Source organism: Pseudomonas sp. BS3767 (assembly GCF_900099665.1).
Lineage (GTDB): Bacteria > Pseudomonadota > Gammaproteobacteria > Pseudomonadales > Pseudomonadaceae > Aquipseudomonas > Aquipseudomonas cerasi.
In genome coordinates this window covers 448,533-468,435 of sequence record NZ_FNCX01000003.1, presented here as the reverse complement: position 1 = coordinate 468,435, position 19,903 = coordinate 448,533, and the positions used below count along the sequence as shown (strand labels likewise).

The window sequence follows — 19,903 nt, the reverse complement described above, 5'->3', positions numbered from 1 at the left end:
CCTTAAATCCACAACTTCTTGAAGTCACGACCGCCGTAGATCAGGTTGACCATAGCGCGGGTCACCATAATGGCCGTGAACATCGAGGTAAAGATCCCGAGCGACATGGTCACCGCAAACCCCTTGACCGGGCCGGTGCCCATCGCAAAGAGAATGCCGCCGACCAGCAGCGTCGTCAGGTTGGCGTCGAGGATCGCCGTGTAGGCACGATCGAAACCTTCGTTGATAGCACGCTGAACCGTCATGCCGTTGGCGATCTCTTCACGAATCCGCGAGAAGATCAGCACGTTGGCGTCCACCGCCATACCCATGGTCAACACGATACCGGCGATACCCGGCAGGGTCAGTGTGGCACCCAGCAAGGACATCAATGCCAGCAGCATGACCATGTTGAGGGCCAGTGCCACGGTCGCGATCAGACCGAAGAAGCGGTAGATCGCCATGATGAACAGCGAGACGAACAGCATGCCCCACAGGGAAGCGTCGATACCCTTGGTGATGTTGTCGGCACCCAGGCTAGGACCGATGGTGCGCTCTTCAGCGAAGTACATCGGCGCCGCCAGACCACCGGCACGCAACAGCAGCGCCAGCTCGGAAGACTCACCCTGACCATTCAGACCGGTAATCCGGAACTGGCTGCCCAGTGGCGACTGAATGGTCGCCAGACTGATGATTTTCTTGTCTTCCTTGAAAGTCTGCACCGGCACGTCTTTCTCGACGCCATCGACCATCTGTTTGGTATAGGTGGTGGTCGGACGCTGCTCGATGAAGATCACCGCCATGCTGCGCCCCACATTGCTGCGGGTTGCGCGGCTCATCAGTTCGCCGCCGTGACCATCGAGGTTGATGTTCACCTGTGGACGACCATGCTCGTCGAAGCTGGCCTTGGCGTCAGTCACCTGATCACCGGTAATGATCAGACCACGCTCCACCGCCGCTGCCGGACGACCGCCTTCGCGGAATTCGAACATCTCGGTGGTGCCTTTCGAATCATCCGGGCCTGCACCCAGACGGAATTCGAGGTTGGCGGTCTTGCCCAGAATACGCTTGGCTTCGGCCGTGTCCTGAACACCCGGCAGCTCGACCACGATGCGGTTGGCACCCTGGCGCTGAACCAGCGGCTCGGCAACACCCAGCTCGTTGACCCGGTTACGCACGGTGGTCAGGTTCTGCTTGATCGAGTATTCGCGAATCTCGGCCAGCTTGGCAGGCGTCAACGCCATGCGCAGTACCGGGATACCGTTCAGCTCGGCAGGCGTGATTTCGAAATCGGTAAAGGTCTTGCGTACCAGTGCACGCGCCTGCTCACGCTCTGCGTCGTCGGTGAAGCCCAGCTGAATCACATTGCCCAGCTGCGGCAGGCTGCGATAACGCACCTTTTCCTTGCGCAACAGGGATTTGACTTCGCCTTCGTAGACTTTCAGACGTGCATCGATCGCCTTGTCCATGTCGACTTCCAGCAGGAAGTGCACACCGCCGGACAGGTCGAGACCAAGCTTCATCGGGCTTGCACCCAGGTGACGCAACCAGGTCGGCGTGGTACGCGCCAGGTTCAGTGCAACGACATAGTCGTCACCCAACGCCTTGCGCACGACATCCTTGGCTGGCAACTGATCTTCCTGCTTGCTCAGACGCAACAAACCGCCCTTGCCATTCTCGGCCAGAGAAGAAGCCTTGACCGAGATGCCGGCATCGGCAAGCGCCTTGGCTGCACGATCCACGTCCGCCTGATTGACTTGCAGCGCAGTGCTTGCGCCGCTGATCTGGATGGCAGAATCATCAGGGTAGAGATTGGGTGCGGAATAAATAAAACCGACCACCAGCACCGCCAGGATCAGTACGTATTTCCACAGAGGGTATTTGTTCAGCATCACGCCGCCCGCTTAAAACGCGGGGCGCCTTGCGCGCCCCGTCGATGGGTAAAAAGTTGTTGCTCAGATCGCTTTCAGGGTGCCTTTAGGCAGAGTGGCCGCGATGGCGCCCTTCTGGATTTTCAGCTCAACGGTGTCAGACACTTCGATGACCACGAAGTCATCGGTCACTTTGTTGATCTTGCCCGCGATACCGCCACTGGTGACAACTTCGTCGCCTTTCTGCAGGTTGCCCAGCAGGTTTTTCTGCTCTTTGGCGCGCTTGGCCTGTGGACGCCAGATCATCAGATAGAAGATGACCAGGAAGCCGACCAGGAAGATCCACTCGAAACCACTGCCCGCAGGACCGGCAGCCGGTGCAGCAGCATCCGCAAAAGCGGGAGAGATGAAAAAGCTCATTTGTCGCTCCAGTTACATAATTAGTATAAAAAGCAGGAAAAACTCGTTCTGTTTCAACCCAGAGGCGGCGTTGGAAGACCGCGTTTGGCATAGAAGGCATCGACGAAGGCGGCCAATGTACCCTGTTGAATAGCCTCGCGCAAACCAGCCATAAGCAGCTGGTAGTGCCGCAAATTATGGATTGTATTGAGCATGCTCCCCAGCATTTCCCCGCACTTGTCCAGGTGATGCAGATAAGCGCGCGAGAAGTTCTTGCAGGTGTAGCAATCGCAGGTCGGGTCCAGCGGCGAATTGTCGTGGCGATGGAACGCGTTACGGATTTTCAATACACCGGTATCAGTGAACAGATGGCCGTTGCGGGCGTTGCGGGTGGGCATCACGCAGTCGAACATGTCGACGCCACGGCGCACACCTTCGACCAGATCTTCCGGCTTGCCTACACCCATCAGGTAACGAGGTTTGTCTGCCGTCATGAGGCCTGGCAGGTAGTCCAGCACCTTGATCATCTCGTGCTTGGGTTCGCCCACCGACAGACCGCCGATCGCCAGACCGTCAAAGCCGATCTCGTCCAGGCCTTCCAGCGAGCGCTTGCGCAGGTTCTCGTGCATCCCGCCCTGAACGATGCCGAACAACGCGGCAGTGTTTTCGCCGTGGGCGATCTTGGAACGCTTGGCCCAGCGCAGCGACAGCTCCATGGAGACTCGCGCCACATCTTCGTCGGCCGGGTACGGTGTGCATTCGTCGAAGATCATCACGACGTCTGACCCCAGATCACGCTGGACCTGCATCGACTCTTCCGGCCCCATGAACACCTTGGCACCATCGACCGGCGAGGCGAACGTCACGCCCTCTTCCTTGATCTTGCGCATGGCGCCCAGGCTGAACACCTGAAAACCGCCGGAGTCGGTCAGAATCGGCCCCTTCCACTGCATGAAATCGTGCAGGTCGCCGTGGCCCTTGATGACTTCGGTGCCGGGACGCAGCCACAGGTGAAACGTGTTGCCCAGAATCATCTGCGCACCGGTGGCCTCGATATCACGCGGCAGCATGCCCTTGACCGTGCCATAGGTGCCCACCGGCATGAACGCCGGGGTTTCCACCACACCGCGCGGGAAGGTCAGCCGGCCGCGACGGGCTTTGCCATCGGTGGCCAACAACTCGAAAGACATACGACAGGTGCGACTCATGCGTGATCCTCTGGTGCCGATTCCTGTGGGGCCGTCGGCGCGGGATTGCGGGTGATGAACATCGCATCACCGTAACTGAAGAAGCGGTAGCCGTGCTCGATGGCCGCAGCATAAGCCGCCATCGTCTCGGGATAACCGGCGAACGCTGAAACCAGCATCAACAGCGTGGATTCAGGCAAATGGAAATTGGTCACCAGGGCATCGACCACGTGAAACGGCCGGCCTGGATAGATGAAGATGTCGGTATCGCCGCTGAACGGCTTCAGTTCGCCGTCACGCGCGGCACTCTCCAGCGAGCGCACGCTGGTGGTCCCGACGGCAACCACTCGCCCGCCCCGTGCACGGCACGCGGCCACAGCGTCGACCACGTCCTGGCCAACTTCCAGCCATTCGCTGTGCATGTGGTGATCTTCGATCTGCTCGACGCGCACCGGCTGGAATGTACCCGCGCCAACGTGCAGCGTGACGAACGCAGTCTCGACGCCCTTGGCGGCGATCGCCTCCAGCAGCGGCTGATCGAAATGCAAGCCAGCAGTCGGTGCAGCCACAGCACCCGCACGCTGCGCGTATACGGTCTGATAACGCTCGCGGTCCGCGCCCTCGTCCGGGCGGTCTATATAAGGAGGCAACGGCATATGGCCGACACGCTCCAGCAACGGCAGCACTTCTTCGGCGAAGCGCAGCTCGAACAGCGCATCGTGCCGCGCCACCATCTCGGCCTCGCCACCGCCATCGATCAGAATCGACGAGCCAGGCTTGGGCGACTTGCTCGAACGCACATGCGCCAGCACACGATGGCTGTCCAGCACGCGCTCGACCAGAATCTCCAGCTTGCCGCCGGAGGCCTTTTGCCCGAACAGACGTGCGGGAATGACCCGGGTATTGTTGAACACCATCAAATCGCCCGGGCGCAAATGCTCGAGCAAATCGGTGAATTGACGATGTGCCAGCGCGCCCGTCGGCCCATCGAGGGTCAACAGACGACTGCTGCGACGCTCGGCCAGCGGGTGGCGAGCAATCAGGGAATCGGGGAGTTCGAAGGTAAAGTCGGCGACGCGCATGATCGGGTTCGTTTAGCAGGGCCGGGAAGTTTATCCGGTTTGACGGCATTAGTAAAAAACCTGCGTAAATCCCTGTTGACCAACAGAAAACTCATCCTTATACTTCGCCGCCATTGAGCCCTGATGGCGGAATTGGTAGACGCGGCGGATTCAAAATCCGTTTTCGAAAGAAGTGGGAGTTCGATTCTCCCTCGGGGCACCACAAAATTAAAAAAAGACCTTGTTTTATAAGGTCTTTTTTTTTGCCTGGCGTAAATTTGGCGTAGTCTTATCCTATTGCAGCGCTCGACCTAGGCTGCCCCCAAAGGCTTCCTGGCCGCCTGAAGCTGACGAGTCAGTCAGCTTTATGAACCACTGTCAATGCGCGCGGTCCCATCAGTATCAGCTAGTCTTATACGCTGGTAGGCCTAAAGAATCGCTGAGCCACGCCGCTATAGGGGTTAGCCGCCGAGAGGCAGATAGCCATCTGCAATATCTTTTTTTGATTGACTTAACGCCTTGACATAGGAAGAATCGACCCCCATTTTAGGTGAACCATAATTTATCTTTTTGTGGGGAAAACCGAAGACCATATCTATATCTATAGCTATGGCATGCTCCGGCGAGATGTCGGAACGAGGAGAGTAACGTGGGAAATGCACTGAAAAAAACCGAGCGCCTCTGCATTCCGCAGCGCGACAAATCGAGCGTAGCAAAGGCTCGTCCGGCTGACGGCGCATACCAAGCTCAAATCGAGAAAGCATTCTGCGCAGCGTTCCATCGCTATGAAAAAGCTTTTGAGGATCTGGCGAAGGTCTAACTCAGGGTTTTTCTATGCCGTCAATGGAACTGTCGGATCTCAGCGAACCCCTGGAGGGGATTAGATATCTCACTCCAGAGGCGCTGATCTGGATCAACAAGCGCTTAATCCTTGCTCAAACTCCAAGCGAACCAATAGCCGTTATCAAGCCAAACGAGTTGAGCTCCTCCCAGCAACGGCCCGCACAGCATCGGTATTACACGGGAAACCAGGATATGTACTGCCTGGCCTCTCTGTTGATGCAAAGCCTTGTCCAGAACCATCCTTTTGCCAACGCCAACAAGCGAACAGCCGCCGCCGCTGGGTACATGTTCCTATTGCTGAACGGTTATGAACTCACCGCACCGGGAGATGAATTTGTACAAATCATGCTCGGCGTGGCCAACCATGAGTACACGCAAGAGGAATTAGAGGATTGGATTGCGTACTGGTCAAGGCCATTCGATGCTAACGGTTTGAATGCCCCTAGCGAGTTTCTCGCTATGTTCGAAATGATAGGCGAGCGGCCAGCCTGTTAATAACCGCATGCCTGTCCTACGCGCCTGTGTTGCTGTGTAACTGGCGCAATATTACGCAATCTTCGTCTTTCAGAGGCACTCAGGGAGCAGTATCGGCGAAGCTTGCTGTTGCTAACCCACCTTAGAGCCCTATCAAACTAGTCGCATCTCACAGTCCATAGCTCTTGAATATTTGTAGTGTAGCTTTGGCTCATCATCTCCCGGCGCATGGCCCACTCTGGACTGACCGGAACGCTTCCCGCTCGTAATGTTCCTCTCCCCCAGCGGGTATTGATTTCGTCCAGCACGCCCATCACCTTCTCGGCCGCAACCGGCTGCGAGGCCGCGAAAAGATCATCCGTAAACTCACCTGGCTGCCGAAGATCCAATAGCAGCACCTCCGCTTTGCTGTACTTGAAGCCCGGCCGGAACAGGCGATTCACGGCCTCGGTCGCAGCTTTCGTCATCAAGCGCACGTCATTTGTGGGATACGGCAGTTCGACCAGCGCGCCATTGGCGTACTTGGCTTCTTCAGGGTTGAACATGCCAGTGCGGATGCTGACCCGAATCTTTTTGCATAAGGAACTCTGGGAGCGAAGCTTCTCCGCAGCACGTTGCATGTAGGTGGCCACCGCTTCCTTAATTGGCTCAATCGTAGTCAGCCGCTGACCGAACATCCGGCTGCAGCAGATCTCCTGCTTGGGAGGCGCAGCCTCGCCCAGCTCCAAGCATGGAGTGCCGGCCAACTCACGAGCCGTCTTTTCAATGACAACACTGAACCGGTCGCGCAGGGTACGAGGATCGGCGTTGGCCAGGTCCATCGCGGTGCGAATGTTCATCGCTTCCAGGTGTGCTTTCATCTTCCTGCCTACACCCCAGACCTCGGAGACCGCTGTGTTGCGCAGCACCCAGTTGCGTTTGTGCAGATCGCAGATATCGACGACCCCACCTGTTTGAGCCAAGAGACGCTTTGCTGTGTGATTCGCAAGCTTAGCCAGAGTTTTCGTCGGAGCGATTCCGACCCCGACTGGTATGCCAGTGCACTTAAGGACGGAAGCCCGTATGCGACGACCGAATGCTGTGAGATCCCCAGGGATGCCGGTCAAGTCCGCGAACGCTTCGTCGATGCTGTAAACCTCCGTGGCGGGCACCATGGACTCGATGATCGACATCACGCGCTCGCTCATATCGCCATTTATGTGGAATAGAAATTCAACCTTTGGGTGTGAAAAAATCCGTCCCGGTTTCGGTTAGCGGCAACACCCTGTTTGGCCTGCTGCAAAATCTCTGCATTGGCCGGCGGGGAATCACTCATATGAACGCGTACTATTCCTACTGGATCAGTATGGATACGGCGATGTCCCCCTTCCCCAAGATCAAATGGATCTTCCAGAGCCTAAGCAGTGCCGAGGTAAAGCCATTTCAAATATTGGTTTATATAACCATGTCCCATGGAGCACGCTGAAGGATCTGAAGACCCATCAGCCCCAAACTGGAAATACATCATCCAGCACTTCTTAGTCGCCTGCGTCATCAATGGAAAATCAAGGGCAGCCCATCAAAGCTTGAATTTACCCACAAGTGTATTGAAAGAAATGGCCAGTCGGGATAGCTCCTGACTCGAAGCGTTGGTTTGGTTAGCGCCGGCGGACGTTTGGGTAGACAGATCTTGGATATTAACCAGGTTGCGGTCGACTTCACGTGCTACCTGAGCCTGTTCTTCGGCTGCGCTGGCAATCACCAGGTTGCGCTCGTTGATTTCGCTGACCCCGGCGCTGATTCGCTCCAATGCCAGGCCCGCCTCGGCTGCCAGCGACTGTGTTCTTTGAGCCATCGACTGGCTTTTGCCCATCGATTGCACAGCCTCGTCAGCGCCTGCGCGCACTACCTTGATCATCGCTTCGATTTCACCCGTGGAGGCTTGGGTGCGGTGGGCCAAGGCCCGGACTTCGTCGGCAACGACCGCAAAGCCTCGACCCTGTTCACCGGCACGAGCGGCTTCGATTGCGGCATTGAGCGCCAATAGATTGGTCTGCTCAGCGATACCACGGATGACGTCCAACACCTTGGTGATGTCACGAATCTGACCGGCCAGGGTTTCGACACGCTGCGTGGAATCATTGATGTCCCCAGCCATGGTGTTCATCGCCATTACCGTCTGCTGCACTTGATACTGGCCTTTGGTCGCATCTTCTGCAGTCTGGCTCGACACTTGGGAAGTACTGACGGCATTACGCGCAACCTCTTCCACTGCGGCAGTCATCTCGTTTACGGCGGTCGCGGCTTGCTGGATCTCATCATTCTGACGAACCAGCCCACGTGTGCTGTCTTCGGTCACTGCGGTCAACTCTTCAGCAGCTGAGGCCAACTGATCGGATGCGTCCGCGATCTGCTGCACGGTGCCTTTGAGGTCTTTTTGCATGCTGGACAGCGCTTTGAGCAATTGTCCGGTTTCATCCTCGCTGTTCGAGGTGATCTCTTGGGTAAGGTCGCCCTGCGCGACCTGAGTGGCACTCTTCACGGACTGATAAAGGGGTCGGGTAATCATCCGCGTGACCACCAGTCCCAGAGTGATGGCGGCAGCGGCTGCCACAAGTCCGCCGATAATCAGAGCCCAGGTGACTTGATGGTTGGTATCGTTTCCTGCTTTGGCAACGTCAAGCGCTTGCCGGGCATTGGACTCGATCATGATATTCACTTCACCAACGGTCTTGCGATATGCCGGGGTTGCGCTTGAATCAGCAAGCCTGACGGCCTGGTCGACGTCGCCACTTTTCAACAGAGAAAAGAGGTTTTCTGCCGCTGCGACGTACGCGGGCCAGTCCCGCTCGAAGTCATTACCTGCCGCGCGCTCGTCAGCTTCCAGAGGAGTGGCGCGATAAATTTTGAATTGTTGCTCAGCCTCTGCTTGGTTATCCTTGAAAGACAAAACGACCGCGTTAATGTCTTCCGGGGCTGCTTTGCGCAAAGCCAGGTTAATGGCTCTGAACATGTCCCGGTGAGTGGCAATCACGTTGGCTTTAACCGAGTCAGTCTTTTGGATCGAGACCAGGTTGTTGCTGACCGTGCTCTGCAAAAGGCTATAGATGGTTGAGATCCCGCTGTACCCAAGCGCCGCAACACCGACAGTGATGACCGTGCATAGACCAAAAGCAAACAGCAGCTTGGATTTGAGCTTCAGATTGATGAACAGGGACATATGGAATACTCAGGCTCGTCGTTGTTGGTGTCGAGGGTTTCGAGCACTAGGAACCTCTCTATCGGTATTATCGACTGGACGGGGGCAAACTTTATTGATGTACCAGTACTTCTGGTGGGCTTGCGGTGAGAAAAAGAGTGAATAAACACGAGTGGACGTAATGTACTGTTTTTTTTAAGAATAAATTAAATTTCTGTTACCGATTTTCTCTGAAAAGCCGCTCTGGCGAGGCGGTTTTTGAAATTAGTAAGTCGTTTGCTTACTGGGCTCACCCTTTTTCGAGCATGAAGACGGGTTGGTCATGCCCATGGCCAGTAATATTGCCACCGTTAATGATGCAGACGAATTCTTTTTTATCGTTGGTTTTAAAATTGGCGTAGGTGTTGGTTCCATCGGTACGACGATTGACGAGAATCAAGTCTTCTGGCGAGTAACCCAATGCACCAGCGCCAATCGATTTGACTTTTCGTCATCCAGCACATTGGTTTTGCTGGCGATGATATTGCAGCCAGCCAGACTTGAAAAGATAAAAAGCGATAAAGCGATTTTTTGAACATGCTGTTTCGTCTCCAAATCGATTGCGATAAATACCAAACGATACCCGCTGCCAGTACGCTAAAAAATAGTACACATGTGCTATCCCAGAAGATAACAATTAAGACGCGTCGAAGAAAAAAGCCGGGAGGTATTCATAAAAACCTACACGCTCACCTCCCGGCGCGCTATCGGGTGCTTATTTATTCAACTCAATGGGCGAGCCAGGAGTCCACAACGTCTGCACCATATTTGGCTTTCCACTCTTTAAGGGTGCGATGATTGCCCCCTTTCGTTTCAACAACCTCCCCGGTTTCAGGATTCTTGAATACCTTGATCACTCGAGCTTTACGGGTTTTACGCGCAGTGACGGGATTGTCATTCGTCAATAGGGGAGCGCCAGCGTGGGGATCAAGCACCGCCACCACATTTTTCAGGCTGAAACCGTAATCGGCCAACAGGTTGCGCAATCTGGTTTCGAATTCGATCTCTTTCTTCAGCCCTTCATCGCTTTTCAGCGCTTCCAGCTCTTTGAGCTGCTCGGCCAATTTTCTTTCCAGCAAACGAAACTCTGCAAGCTTGGACATGTATAACTCCATCACGTATTGGAGGTTGGAATGGGCAGGCGAACCGAAGTGTCCTGTTCGCTCGCGGAAAAGCATTCAATGTTGCCCAGGTAGCGATGTTATCCAGACCAGCTTCTCTACTAGCTTTTTATACAAACGGCATTTATCAGCGGAAAATATCGGATGACCATCTCGCCGACATCGGTTTGCTCAAAAATACGTTGCGTGTCTGCATCCGGAGCATCGGACCTAGCACTCCAGCCAGAACTGCCTTCAGCGCAATCCTTGATACCGAGCTTGCACGTCGAAATCAGCTTCGGCTTCCGGTCAACAATATCTGCCACAGCAAGGGTCTGATACAGGTCCCCTCTAGCCCAGTCCTGAGAAAGACTGCAGACGCGGTTCTTATTATGATGAAAGCGAGTCCCGAAACACCCGTAAGCATAGGTATCCGCTTGCGGCACAAACTCGCAGGAGGGCAATCAAACCTTTCCAGGGAACCACCTGATCCATCTCGATCAGGAACAATTCCTTACGGGTCTGCTTGCGCTTGCTGGCATACTCGGCGTCGGCGAAGGTCATCTGTTTCATCATCGAAAAGCTCGGCGACTGGTGTCCGGAGATTTTGCCAAATTAGGAAGTCTTTTTCAGAATTTCCTTAGTGGTCGCCTTCGAAAATGTGTAACCAACGACGGCAATTAACTCATTCATGCCGAACCGTTTTCAATAGCACATATGTGCTATTTTTTCGTGTACGCCCTGGGTATAGCATTTTATCAATGCTAATCATGCGCATCGCTGATCTGTTAGTTACCTTAAGAATGTTTTATGCGCCAACGCTTGCTGACTATTCCGGCTCTTGCTGTAAGTGCGATCACTGTTTTCCAGGCTCAGGCAAGTGATGATGACTCCTGCGCAACGACCTAGCCGGTCAACACTAATCAATTCAGCGTTTGCAGCAACTTTCCTTTTCTCAGCCCCAGCAATGACAGCATCGCCAACTTGCGCCTGTTACTGGCAGACTTCGGCAAGCTGCCGCTGACACCCGTTCCGCTGAGCAAAGATGATATCCCGGAATACCGTTTGCCCACTATCGCCTTCAGCCCGCGCCAGACGCTGTAGAATCGGATGCTTCCGAGAGCAAAAAATCCAGAGCCTTTGATCCATTGCTGACAAGCCTGGGAATCAAGTGCGAACAGGCGAAGGTTACCAGCTCGACTCTGATCGACGGTGTAGGCAGTCGTTGCCGGAGCAACAATGAACAGGCTGCCACCGACTTCATTTCCCAAAGCCAAAGATTTTCCAATAGTACAGGTGATTTCTAATTCGTCGAAAGGCACTCTATTGTGTCGATCAATATAGAAATAGGCAGACAGGTGAAAAAAAGATTGGTCTGTGCGTTACAAGCGCCCTTTTCCTTGCCTTTACCCTGCACGCGAATGCTGGAGCCGACGATATTCCGCCCGGCTATTCCGATTTTGGGTTTGCCGAGCGCTGCGACGATGAAAGTGCAAAGTTGACCACGCTCGAAGATATCGCCTGTTCCAGTGCCAGCCTGCGAGCTCAGGAAACCAAAATGCTGAATCTGGTCGACGACGTGAGAGCAGAAACCAAGGGGGTCGATGGTGAGACCGGTAAGGCGTTGGACCCCATGGGCGCACAGCAGAAAAAGTGGCGTGATGCCTTGGCCCGCACGTGCAAGGATGCCGTCTGCTTCTCTGTAGCTTACGCAGCACGCATCGCAGCAATCCATAAAGAATGGTCGGAGGCGCTGTGATGAATACACTTGCTCACTGGCGAACCCGCGCAAACGCCGTGCTGGCAGTTTCGATTATTTCCACCGCGACGCTGCAAAGCCCGGTGTCCCTCGCTGCTCCCCCATACCCAGAGGATTATATGCAATCTTTCTTCTCTAAAACATTTGGTGGCCTTACCCCTAGTTACTATACTCGGCAGCTCATATTTGGGGCGCTGATTACCGCGGGAATACTTTGGGTACTATCGAACTCAACTAAAGGAATGTCAGCCAATCCTGGTATGATTTCCTTGCTTTTTTTCAATACGTTGCTTTACCCCTATTCGCGCTTTCTCTACGAACGCGTGGTTGGATTTATAATGGGCGGGAATATATTTTTTGTAAATGCGGTATTTATGCTGGCAGCAAAAGTGATAAGGATGTCGATGTGCTGGTCCTTCGCAACCTTCATCGTTCCAGTGGGGCTCGCCTATCTATATTGGCACAACAGCCGAAAAACTATGCTTTAGCTAACATCGACTTTTCAAGCTTAGTTTTTTGCTTCATGTTCTATTTAGATTGAACATGAGCCAAGAACGACCACTTTTAAACTTCATGTCTTCTTCAGAGTATTGCTGCTACCAACAGCACCTGCTAACACAGGTGCGACTACTGAGGCAATGGCCAATGGTACGTCGGTCCGTAACCGGCGTGCGGCGGTGAGTGAACCCACTGAAAAGCTGGATACAAACAGCTTGTGTTTATCGGCTGGCCATAGTCGCTTGAGGATTGGCATGACGACTTCCGCTGTCTCGATGTCGTCGCCAATGGTGGGCTTGAGTTCGACCTGTAGCCCCAGGTTCAGGCGCAAGGCGCAGGCCACGATCTCCTCGAAAGTCGGGATCTGCAGAACTGCGAATTCAGGTGCGAGCTAACTGCCCGCGTCGAGTGTGCGAATGACATCCAGATCACCCAGGACCACAGCAGCGCTTCCGTTGCTAGTTTGGTCCAGCAGGTCGTCATAAATGACAATGGGCTGAGCGTCGCGAGTCAGTTTCACATCTATTTAAACCTACTGGACGCCGCATTCAACAGCTGTTTCGAGGGTTAAAAGAGTGTTTTCCTGCACATAGGCCTTGGCGCCGCGGTGAACGATCAGCGGCGAGCGGACGAAGTGAGATTGTGTGGGCATAGACGGTCACTTGGCGGGTTGAGAAAAAGAGACGAACTGGCGTTGACCACTCTGGATATCGAACAACAACGGGGTGGCGTTGATTGCCAGTTGAATCTGGGTACCAGGTATCAGGTGCTGGCGTCCGGCTAGACTTACAACGCAGCGGGTTCCCGCGAGTTGGCAATACAGCAGGCTATGGCTGCCCGGACTTTCCGAGGACTCCACAGTTGCCGTGACGCCTTGCTGACCCAGAGTGAAGGCTTCAGGCCGCAGCCCTATCAACCATTTGCCCACATGACTGGTGGCAACGCCGAGCTCGAAAGGCAGGCGTTGGCCGTCCGCGAGTATCAGGGAGTTGTCCTCCAGGCAGTGTACGGGCAGCAGATTCATCGGAGGGGTACCGATGAAACCGGCGACAAATGTGCTGGACGGTTGATCGTAGATCTCGGCAGGCGTACCCACCTGTTCGACGCTGCCTTTGTTGAGAATCATCACTTGGTCAGCGAGCGTCATGGCTTCGGTCTGATCGTGGGTGACGTACAGGATCGTGGCACCGGTCTGCTGATGCAGATGCCGGATTAACAGACGCATCTCATGACGCAATGCGCTGTCCAGATTGCATAGAGGCTCATCGAACAGCAGCACTGGCGGCTTGCGAATCAGCGCACGCCCGATTGCCACTCGCTGGCGTTGGCCCCCCGAGAGTTCAGCGGGCTTGCGTTGTAGCAGGCCCTCAAGCCCCAGCGAGATAGCACAGGCTTGAATGCGCTGTTCTCGTTCCTTGCGTGAGACGCCCCCCAGCTTGAGCGCATAGCCTATGTTTTCGGACACGCTCATGTGTGGATAGAGCGCGTAATTCTGGAACACCATGGCGCAGCGGCGCTCCTTGGGCGGCAGCCGGGTAACGTCAAGGCCTCCCATAACAACTTGGCCCTGGCTAATACTTTCCAGGCCCGCAACCAAACGCAGCAAGGTGGACTTGCCGCAGCCGGACGGGCCGAGAATGACGCTCAATTCGCCGGCCTTGAAGGACAGGTCGAGCCCTTGAAAAACAGGCTCGGCACCATAGGCTTTGTGCAGACCTTTGAGGGCGATATCCGGAGCGCATGCAATAGGGGTGAGCGCGGTCATTTACCAACTCCAATCAGGCCCTTGACGAACCATCGCTGCATGAAAGCAATGACGAGGATAGGGGGCAGCATGCTGACCACGGCAGCGGCCATCAGCAGGTTCCATTCGGGGATTTGAGTGGCATCCGTCGGCAGGAAGCTGGCGACGCCCAGCACCAGCGTGCGCATACCCTCACGATTGGTCGCAACCAATGGCCACAGATAGTCTTTCCAGGCCCCGATGAACACCAGAGTGCCAAGTGCCGCAAAGTTAGTCTTCGACAGAGGCAACAAAATATCCACAAAGAATCGCCACGGCCCGGCGCCATCCATTCGTGCAGCTTCGGCCAGTTCTGCAGGCAGTGTCTGGTAAAACTGTCGGAACAGAAACGTACCGGTCGCCGAGGCAATAAGTGGCAGGGCAAGCCCGGGGTAGCTGTCCAGCAAGTTGATCGTCGGTATCGGCAACCACTGGATTCCCAGCCATTGCAATACGCTGCGAAAAGGACCGAGAAGATCGCTGGCCACGGCGTAGGTAGGGATGATGCGTACTTCCAGCGGCAGCAATAACGCACCTAAAACAGCGAAGAAAATCACTGAGGTATAACGGCTGCGAAAATACACGACCGCAAAAGCGGTCAACGCCGACAGCGTCAGCTTGCCGATCACCACCAATGTCGCGACCAGCAGGCTGTTGCCCAGCAAACGCAGCAAGTCCAGGCGCGCTGTCACTTGCTGCAGATTCACCAGCAGTTGGTCCCCGGGGACCACTGCCAGACCGTGAGTGAACAGCTGCGAATTGCTGACCGTTGCTGAGCAAACGGCCATATACAAAGGCCCCAATGCGAACACCAGGCCCAGAGTCAGTAACAGGTAGGCACCTGCGTTGAGCAGTCGGTTGTGCTCGATCATGCTTTGACCCCGCGGCGCTTCAGATGAGACATGAGCTTGAACTGGGCAACGCTCAACACTACGACCGCCAGCAGCATGAGGACCGAAAGTGTGGATGAGCCTGCCAGGTCCAGCCCCATGAAACCGTCGGTATAAATTTTGTAGGCCAGCACGTTGGTGGTATCGCCCGGCCCACCCTGGGTCAGGGTATGCACCAGTGCGAAACTGTTGGACAGGCTTTCCAGCAGGTCGATGCCGAACACGAAGAATAGATACGGCGCAACCAGGGGCAACTGGATATCGAGCATGCGCCGTAATGGGCTGGCACCGTCCAGCGCTGCGGCGGCGAGGTAGTCGTCCGGCACCGATTTCAGGCTCGCGACCAGCATCACAAAATTGAACGGTACCAGGCACCATGCATAGGCCACGATCAACAACAGCATGCTCTGCACCGGGTTGGCATAGGGTTCCCAGGTATCCGGTGCAATGGCGTTGAGCCAACCAAAAATACCCATCCCCGGATTGGCCAACACATGAAAGACGATACCGATGGTGGCGCCCGATACCGCGTAGGGCCAGATCAGTAGATTGCGAAAAATAGCGGTGCCGCGCAATTTCAGCTCCAGGCATAAGGCCAACACCAGCGCAATGAGAATCGAAAGCACCACGCTCGAGAGACTGAAGACCACCGTCGAGCCCAGCGATGCGAGGACGCCGGGGTCTTTCAAAACGCGCCAGTAATTGCTCAAGCCGACAAAAATATTCTCACCTCCGAAGGGCGGTACCAGATGAAACGACCACCAGAGTGCCTTGACTGCAGGCCAATAAAAAAACAGCCCGAGCGCCAGCAGTTGCGGCAGGGCAAACAGCAGCGCCAGACGCGGTTGTGGAAAATGCGCGCCGGATTTCATGGCGTAACCTCGTGAGTCGGGTCGTTGGCCTGAGCCTGAGCCTGGTGCATTTGTTGAAACAGGCTCAGCAGTTCGTTGGCGCGCAGTGTTGACTGGCGCAGCGCGCTATCAACGCTTTGTCGGCCTGCCAGTGCGTTTTCCATCTCTTGCGACCAGATCAGGCGCATCTGTGTGATGAAGCCAGACCGCAAGGGCGTGGAAGGTGGCTTTTCTGCTTCATTGAGCGCAGTCAAACCTGCCGTCACCGCTGACGGCTTCTGTTCACTGGATAGTAATGTCGCAGCTGTTGCCTGAGTGACCGGCAGGTAGCCGGTCCTTGCGCTAAACACCCGTTGGTTTTCCGGTAGCAGCAAGAACGTCAGGAATTCGGAAATTAACCGATACTCTTGCTCTGAATGCCCACACATCACCCACAGCGAAGAGCCACCGGGGACATTGGCCTTGCGAATGGAGTTGGCGTAGATCGGCAGCGGTGTGACGTCGATGTCGGATTCGAGCGAACCGTGCATGACATTCCATGCCCCGGTCGAGTCCAGCAGCATCGCGCACTCATCGCTGGCGAATGCCAGCGTCTGCTGACCGCTGCGGGTCGAATCCTCGTAGCGAACCAGTCCTTGAGCGGTCCATTGCGCAAGTTCATTCATTAGGCGCAAGTGCGTGCTTTTGTCGAACTGGTAACGATCAGCCCCGTCAATACGCAGGGCAACATCCGTGCCTTGTGCCGCACTGGTCTGTTCCAGCCAGATCCAGGGTGCAAAATCAGTAGCGAGGGGGCAGGTATGGCCGCTGTTCTTCAACCCACGCAATGCAGTCGCAAACGCCTCCCAAGTGGCGGGCGGCTCGTTGATACCTGCGGCGGCCAAAGCGTTTCGATGGGTGTAAAGGACGGCAGTCGAGACGGCGAACGGCTGGGCCACCAGAACGCCGTGACTGTCCGCGTAATAGCGTCGCAATGCGGGCAGGAAAGTGTCGCTGGAATAGGCCCTCTGGTGAGAGGCCATGACGGTCTCGACAGCCTTGGTGGCGCCACCGAGCAACATGTCGGGTGTGGCGACGTCGTAAATCTCCACCAGCGTTGGGCCTAAGCCGGCCCGATAAGCCGCCACGGTTTTCTGCAGGGTCTGCTCGTAGGTTCCTTGACGGATGCAGTGCAGGCGATCACCTTCATCACGTTTGGCATTGAAGCTTTTGCACAGGTCGACGATGGCGCTACCCGGCGCGCCGCCGTGGCTATACCAGAACTCTGCTGATGCAGCCAGGGTATGGGTGGCGAGTGACAGCAGCGCCAGCATGGATAATATTTTATGGATGAAAGGCATAAGAGCCTAGTCAATGACTTGGCAGGTCTGTTCGACCCCCAGGCTCTGGTGTTTGGTGGGCAATTGCCACCTGAATTGGGACGCCGCTGTGGTGCGTTACAAACAGCGACGGTGGCTTAGCAGGAAGCGTGGCAGCAGGCGGCTCAGGCCAAGGGCAGCGCTCATGCGGCGGTAGGCGGCGGGGCAATATCATGGTTGACATGGAATCAGCTCACCATCGAAAGAGTACGAACCTAGAGTCGCCACGCGGGTTCGTTTCAAATGGTGAGGATACTAATACACGATAGATGTATTAATTATGACTATATTTTACTGATCCTGTTTTGTCTCGTTGAATGCCCATGCCTTTGCGATACGCAGGGAACCATGATTTTTCAAAGTTCACGAGCAGATTGTACGAGCACCAATGGACCGGCCGCTGAACGTGGAGCAACCATCGTGCGGTTCTATACAAGGATCGGCGTGAGTGCCGCTGCGAAAATTGGGCTGCGATGTGCAGACAGCTTCAGCAATTCCCAAGACTCGAGTTGATTACGACCTTGTCGTCACCGACTTTGATCTTGATCGCGCCGCGACCGGTTCCGACAGTATTGCTATCTGCGCGAACTGCAAGGCCGTCGGATACCCTCAATTGTGATTACCGGCCATGAGTTGCAATACGTATAACAATCACTCAACGATCCGGATATCCCGATTCTGCCCAAGCCCGAGCGTCCTGCAGAACTTCGCTCATTACTGCTGAGTTTCAAAATGGATCAGATGCAAGACGTCGTGTGTGGGACGCCTGCATTGAACTGATACCGGATTGCCGCTTGGACCTGCCAGAACCAGGACTCAGTTCGCGAAGGTTCAAAAGTCCCGCTCAAATCGTCATGAATGTCATTTCTTCGTCATAAAAACGCGCTAGGTTTGCTGAAAATTAGAACGTTCTAATTTCTACGATCACTGATTTTCAAGCTCTGGCAACCCAGCATGAATGGAATTAATCTCATGATGAACGTCAATACGCGCCGCGCCTTCTTGCTGCAATCATGCGTCATGACAGCCAGCGTCGCGTTTGCCTCTTCGCCGGCGTCTACCCTTCCTCTCCCCACCGAGGACGACAGCGAAAAACCTTACGACGTTAATCGTAAATTCTATGAAGACGGTACAGCGCGACCGTTCGCCGGCAACACCATTATCAGTCAGATACCGTTGCGCACACCTCTGAACGAGGCGCTCACCGTCGTCAGGAATACCTTGGCCAATTACGAGTTCAGTCAATGCTTGAGCCTGCTGCCGCCTTCCAGCTATCACATGACTGTCTTTGAAGGTGTTATTGACGAAAAACGCAAGGCACCGTTCTGGCCAAGTGAAGTCCCCAGCAATGCGCCCATCCAAGCCTGCACACAATATTTCACTGCGCGGTTGAAGAATTTCTTTATTGAAGAGAATTTCCAGATACAGATGCACATCGATGACTTCAATGTTTACAAGGACAGCGGTGCAACAGTGCGGTTGGTCCCTGCCAATAGCCACGAGACTCAAAAACTTAATGATGTGCGAGATCGGTTAGCCAACTGCCTGGGGATTCGATCACCCCATCATGATGATTATGGATTTCACATCACGCTGGGCTATCTCGTGAAGTGGATGAACGCTCAACAAATCCAAGACTACGAGCTCGTTCAACAAAGTTGCAGGGCTTATCTGAAGAAAACATTAAGTGTTCTGACGTTGGAGAGCCCTCGCTTTTGTACCTTTAACGATATGTTGGCTTTTGACGACAAGTTCGCCATCGGCCAGCGTCCTGTAACGCTTTGACAGCGTCTACCCAAGCCTTTACAGCGAGCCTGTCCATGTCATCGTTTAGCGTACGTCGGCGCCCAAGCCCGGATTATTATCTAGAGCCTCTGATGCCTAACGCGATTGCCGTTCGGGCCACAGGCTGTTCAATCAAACTGCCCGCGATTTCCATGCCTGGACACCTGGGCAGGGACACTCTGTTGTGTCTGTTTCTGGCGATCGGTGTCCACGGGGTGGTGGCTTGGCTCCTGATACAAAGCCCCGCCGACATTCCAACCACCCCACCACCCGCGCCCGTGGTGATGCAATGGGTAGCGCCTCCCGTCGCGCCCCCAATGAGCTCATCCGCGCCAACAGAGCCTGCGGCAGCTACCCCTGCCCCCCAGAGTCCAAAGCCCGTTGAAACGCCTGCACCTCAAAAACCAAAACCTAAACCGGCACCCACGCAAGCACCGAAAAAAATCGCGATAGCGAACAAAACGCTGTCCCCCGCACAACCGACCGAGCAACCCGTTAAAGAGTCGGCGCAACCACCACAGACGGTCCCGGGCAAGCCTCCCGCCTCCGCCACTGAACCGACGCTGGTGGGCCCCTACGGACGCGCGGGTTACCTGAACAACCCGCCACCGACGTATCCGCCCGTTGCTGCCCGCTTACGCCAGCAAGGCGTGGTGGTGCTGAGGGTACACGTCCGGGCGGACGGTCGCCCGGAGCAGGTTCAGGTATTCACTTCGAGCGGATTCGACAGCCTGGACCAGGCCGCTATCAAAGCCGTCAACCAATGGACATTTATGCCCGCCAAGCGTGGAGAAGTCGCCACGGATGGCTGGGTCAACGTCCCTCTCTCCTTCAAACTCTCAAACTGA

General features: G+C 55.2%; 19 protein-coding genes, 1 tRNA gene and 3 pseudogenes. 9 read left to right on the top strand and 14 right to left on the bottom strand.

Annotation, left to right across the window (positions count from 1 at the left end):
* Positions 1-2: 2 nt before the first annotated feature.
* The 4 genes from secD to queA all read right to left on the bottom strand — a co-directional run bounded on the left by secD (position 3) and on the right by queA (position 4,518).
* On the bottom strand, positions 3-1,871 hold the full coding sequence (secD, locus tag BLR16_RS11260; RefSeq protein ID WP_003433461.1) for a protein translocase subunit SecD: 1,869 nt from the start codon (positions 1,869-1,871) through the stop codon (positions 3-5).
* 63 nt (positions 1,872-1,934) lie between these two features.
* Positions 1,935-2,270, bottom strand: a complete 336-nt coding sequence (yajC, locus tag BLR16_RS11255; protein WP_002552468.1) for a preprotein translocase subunit YajC — start codon at positions 2,268-2,270, stop codon at positions 1,935-1,937.
* 53 nt (positions 2,271-2,323) lie between these two features.
* On the bottom strand, positions 2,324-3,439 hold the full coding sequence (tgt, locus tag BLR16_RS11250) for a tRNA guanosine(34) transglycosylase Tgt (protein ID WP_161437900.1): 1,116 nt from the start codon (positions 3,437-3,439) through the stop codon (positions 2,324-2,326).
* A gap of 14 nt (positions 3,440-3,453) precedes the next feature.
* Positions 3,454-4,518: a tRNA preQ1(34) S-adenosylmethionine ribosyltransferase-isomerase QueA gene (gene queA / locus BLR16_RS11245; RefSeq protein ID WP_002552466.1), complete on the bottom strand. Its 1,065-nt coding sequence runs from the start codon at positions 4,516-4,518 to the stop codon at positions 3,454-3,456.
* A gap of 117 nt (positions 4,519-4,635) precedes the next feature.
* Between queA and BLR16_RS11240 the strand changes: the two genes are divergently transcribed.
* The 3 genes from BLR16_RS11240 to BLR16_RS11230 all read left to right on the top strand — a co-directional run bounded on the left by BLR16_RS11240 (position 4,636) and on the right by BLR16_RS11230 (position 5,835).
* Positions 4,636-4,720 (top strand) — tRNA-Leu (locus BLR16_RS11240).
* A gap of 426 nt (positions 4,721-5,146) precedes the next feature.
* Positions 5,147-5,317 (top strand): hypothetical protein, encoded by a 171-nt coding sequence (locus tag BLR16_RS28580; protein ID WP_092194281.1) that lies wholly within the window; start codon positions 5,147-5,149, stop codon positions 5,315-5,317.
* 14 nt (positions 5,318-5,331) lie between these two features.
* Positions 5,332-5,835 (top strand): type II toxin-antitoxin system death-on-curing family toxin, encoded by a 504-nt coding sequence (locus BLR16_RS11230; protein ID WP_074805565.1) that lies wholly within the window; start codon positions 5,332-5,334, stop codon positions 5,833-5,835.
* 137 nt (positions 5,836-5,972) lie between these two features.
* Here BLR16_RS11230 and BLR16_RS11225 read toward each other — a convergent pair whose 3' ends face one another.
* Entirely contained in the window at positions 5,973-7,049 is a 1,077-nt protein-coding gene (locus BLR16_RS11225; RefSeq protein WP_092194279.1) for a DUF4113 domain-containing protein, read from the bottom strand.
* A gap of 323 nt (positions 7,050-7,372) precedes the next feature.
* Positions 7,373-9,013 carry a methyl-accepting chemotaxis protein gene (locus BLR16_RS11215; RefSeq protein WP_057403941.1) on the bottom strand — a complete coding sequence of 547 codons (1,641 nt, stop codon included), beginning with the start codon at positions 9,011-9,013 and terminating at the stop codon, positions 7,373-7,375.
* Between the two features lie 307 nt (positions 9,014-9,320).
* On the opposite strand from BLR16_RS11215, the gene BLR16_RS28575 reads away from it, so the two are divergent.
* On the top strand, positions 9,321-9,566 hold the full coding sequence (locus BLR16_RS28575) for a hypothetical protein (RefSeq protein WP_161437896.1): 246 nt from the start codon (positions 9,321-9,323) through the stop codon (positions 9,564-9,566).
* A 193-nt stretch (positions 9,567-9,759) separates the two neighbouring features.
* Here the strand turns inward: BLR16_RS28575 and BLR16_RS11205 are convergent, their stop codons facing one another.
* The 3 genes and pseudogenes from BLR16_RS11205 to BLR16_RS28055 all read right to left on the bottom strand — a co-directional run bounded on the left by BLR16_RS11205 (position 9,760) and on the right by BLR16_RS28055 (position 11,453).
* The gene (locus tag BLR16_RS11205; RefSeq protein WP_092194277.1) at positions 9,760-10,134 is read right to left on the bottom strand and encodes a histone-like nucleoid-structuring protein, MvaT/MvaU family; all 375 of its coding nucleotides are present in this window, start codon (positions 10,132-10,134) and stop codon (positions 9,760-9,762) included.
* Between the two features lie 450 nt (positions 10,135-10,584).
* Positions 10,585-10,704, bottom strand: a pseudogene (locus BLR16_RS28060) (IS5/IS1182 family transposase); the annotation flags it as partial.
* Positions 10,705-11,054: 350 nt separating this feature from the next.
* Positions 11,055-11,453 carry a hypothetical protein gene (locus tag BLR16_RS28055; protein WP_129446496.1) on the bottom strand — a complete coding sequence of 133 codons (399 nt, stop codon included), beginning with the start codon at positions 11,451-11,453 and terminating at the stop codon, positions 11,055-11,057.
* A 176-nt stretch (positions 11,454-11,629) separates the two neighbouring features.
* Between BLR16_RS28055 and BLR16_RS11195 the strand changes: the two genes are divergently transcribed.
* Together BLR16_RS11195 and BLR16_RS11190 are read left to right on the top strand one after the other, a co-directional pair.
* The gene (locus BLR16_RS11195; RefSeq protein WP_092194273.1) at positions 11,630-11,890 is read left to right on the top strand and encodes a hypothetical protein; all 261 of its coding nucleotides are present in this window, start codon (positions 11,630-11,632) and stop codon (positions 11,888-11,890) included.
* Positions 11,890-12,378 carry a hypothetical protein gene (locus BLR16_RS11190; RefSeq protein ID WP_223886360.1) on the top strand — a complete coding sequence of 163 codons (489 nt, stop codon included), beginning with the start codon at positions 11,890-11,892 and terminating at the stop codon, positions 12,376-12,378. The genes BLR16_RS11195 and BLR16_RS11190 overlap by 1 nt, the downstream gene beginning before the upstream one ends.
* A 131-nt stretch (positions 12,379-12,509) precedes the next feature.
* Here BLR16_RS11190 and BLR16_RS11185 read toward each other — a convergent pair.
* The 5 genes and pseudogenes from BLR16_RS11185 to BLR16_RS11165 form a co-directional block, all read right to left on the bottom strand.
* A pseudogene (locus tag BLR16_RS11185) lies at positions 12,510-13,040 on the bottom strand (glycerophosphodiester phosphodiesterase family protein); the annotation flags it as partial.
* 6 nt (positions 13,041-13,046) lie between these two features.
* Complete coding sequence (locus tag BLR16_RS11180) at positions 13,047-14,153, bottom strand: ABC transporter ATP-binding protein (protein WP_092194271.1); 1,107 nt, start codon at positions 14,151-14,153, stop codon at positions 13,047-13,049.
* Positions 14,150-15,043: an ABC transporter permease subunit gene (locus BLR16_RS11175; protein WP_092194269.1), complete on the bottom strand. Its 894-nt coding sequence runs from the start codon at positions 15,041-15,043 to the stop codon at positions 14,150-14,152. Before BLR16_RS11175 ends, BLR16_RS11180 begins: the two co-directional genes overlap by 4 nt.
* Complete coding sequence (locus tag BLR16_RS11170; protein WP_092194267.1) at positions 15,040-15,933, bottom strand: carbohydrate ABC transporter permease; 894 nt, start codon at positions 15,931-15,933, stop codon at positions 15,040-15,042. Before BLR16_RS11170 ends, BLR16_RS11175 begins: the two co-directional genes overlap by 4 nt.
* A complete protein-coding gene (locus BLR16_RS11165; protein ID WP_092194265.1) occupies positions 15,930-17,252 on the bottom strand; it encodes an extracellular solute-binding protein in 1,323 nt (440 codons plus the stop codon). The genes BLR16_RS11170 and BLR16_RS11165 overlap by 4 nt, the downstream gene beginning before the upstream one ends.
* Before the next feature lie 472 nt (positions 17,253-17,724).
* On the opposite strand from BLR16_RS11165, the pseudogene BLR16_RS28875 reads away from it, so the two are divergent.
* The 3 genes and pseudogenes from BLR16_RS28875 to BLR16_RS11150 form a co-directional block, all read left to right on the top strand.
* A pseudogene (locus BLR16_RS28875) lies at positions 17,725-18,050 on the top strand (hybrid sensor histidine kinase/response regulator); the annotation flags it as partial.
* A gap of 192 nt (positions 18,051-18,242) precedes the next feature.
* Positions 18,243-19,055: a DUF1868 domain-containing protein gene (locus BLR16_RS11155; RefSeq protein WP_092194263.1), complete on the top strand. Its 813-nt coding sequence runs from the start codon at positions 18,243-18,245 to the stop codon at positions 19,053-19,055.
* Between the two features lie 35 nt (positions 19,056-19,090).
* Positions 19,091-19,903: an energy transducer TonB gene (locus BLR16_RS11150; protein ID WP_347237604.1), complete on the top strand. Its 813-nt coding sequence runs from the start codon at positions 19,091-19,093 to the stop codon at positions 19,901-19,903.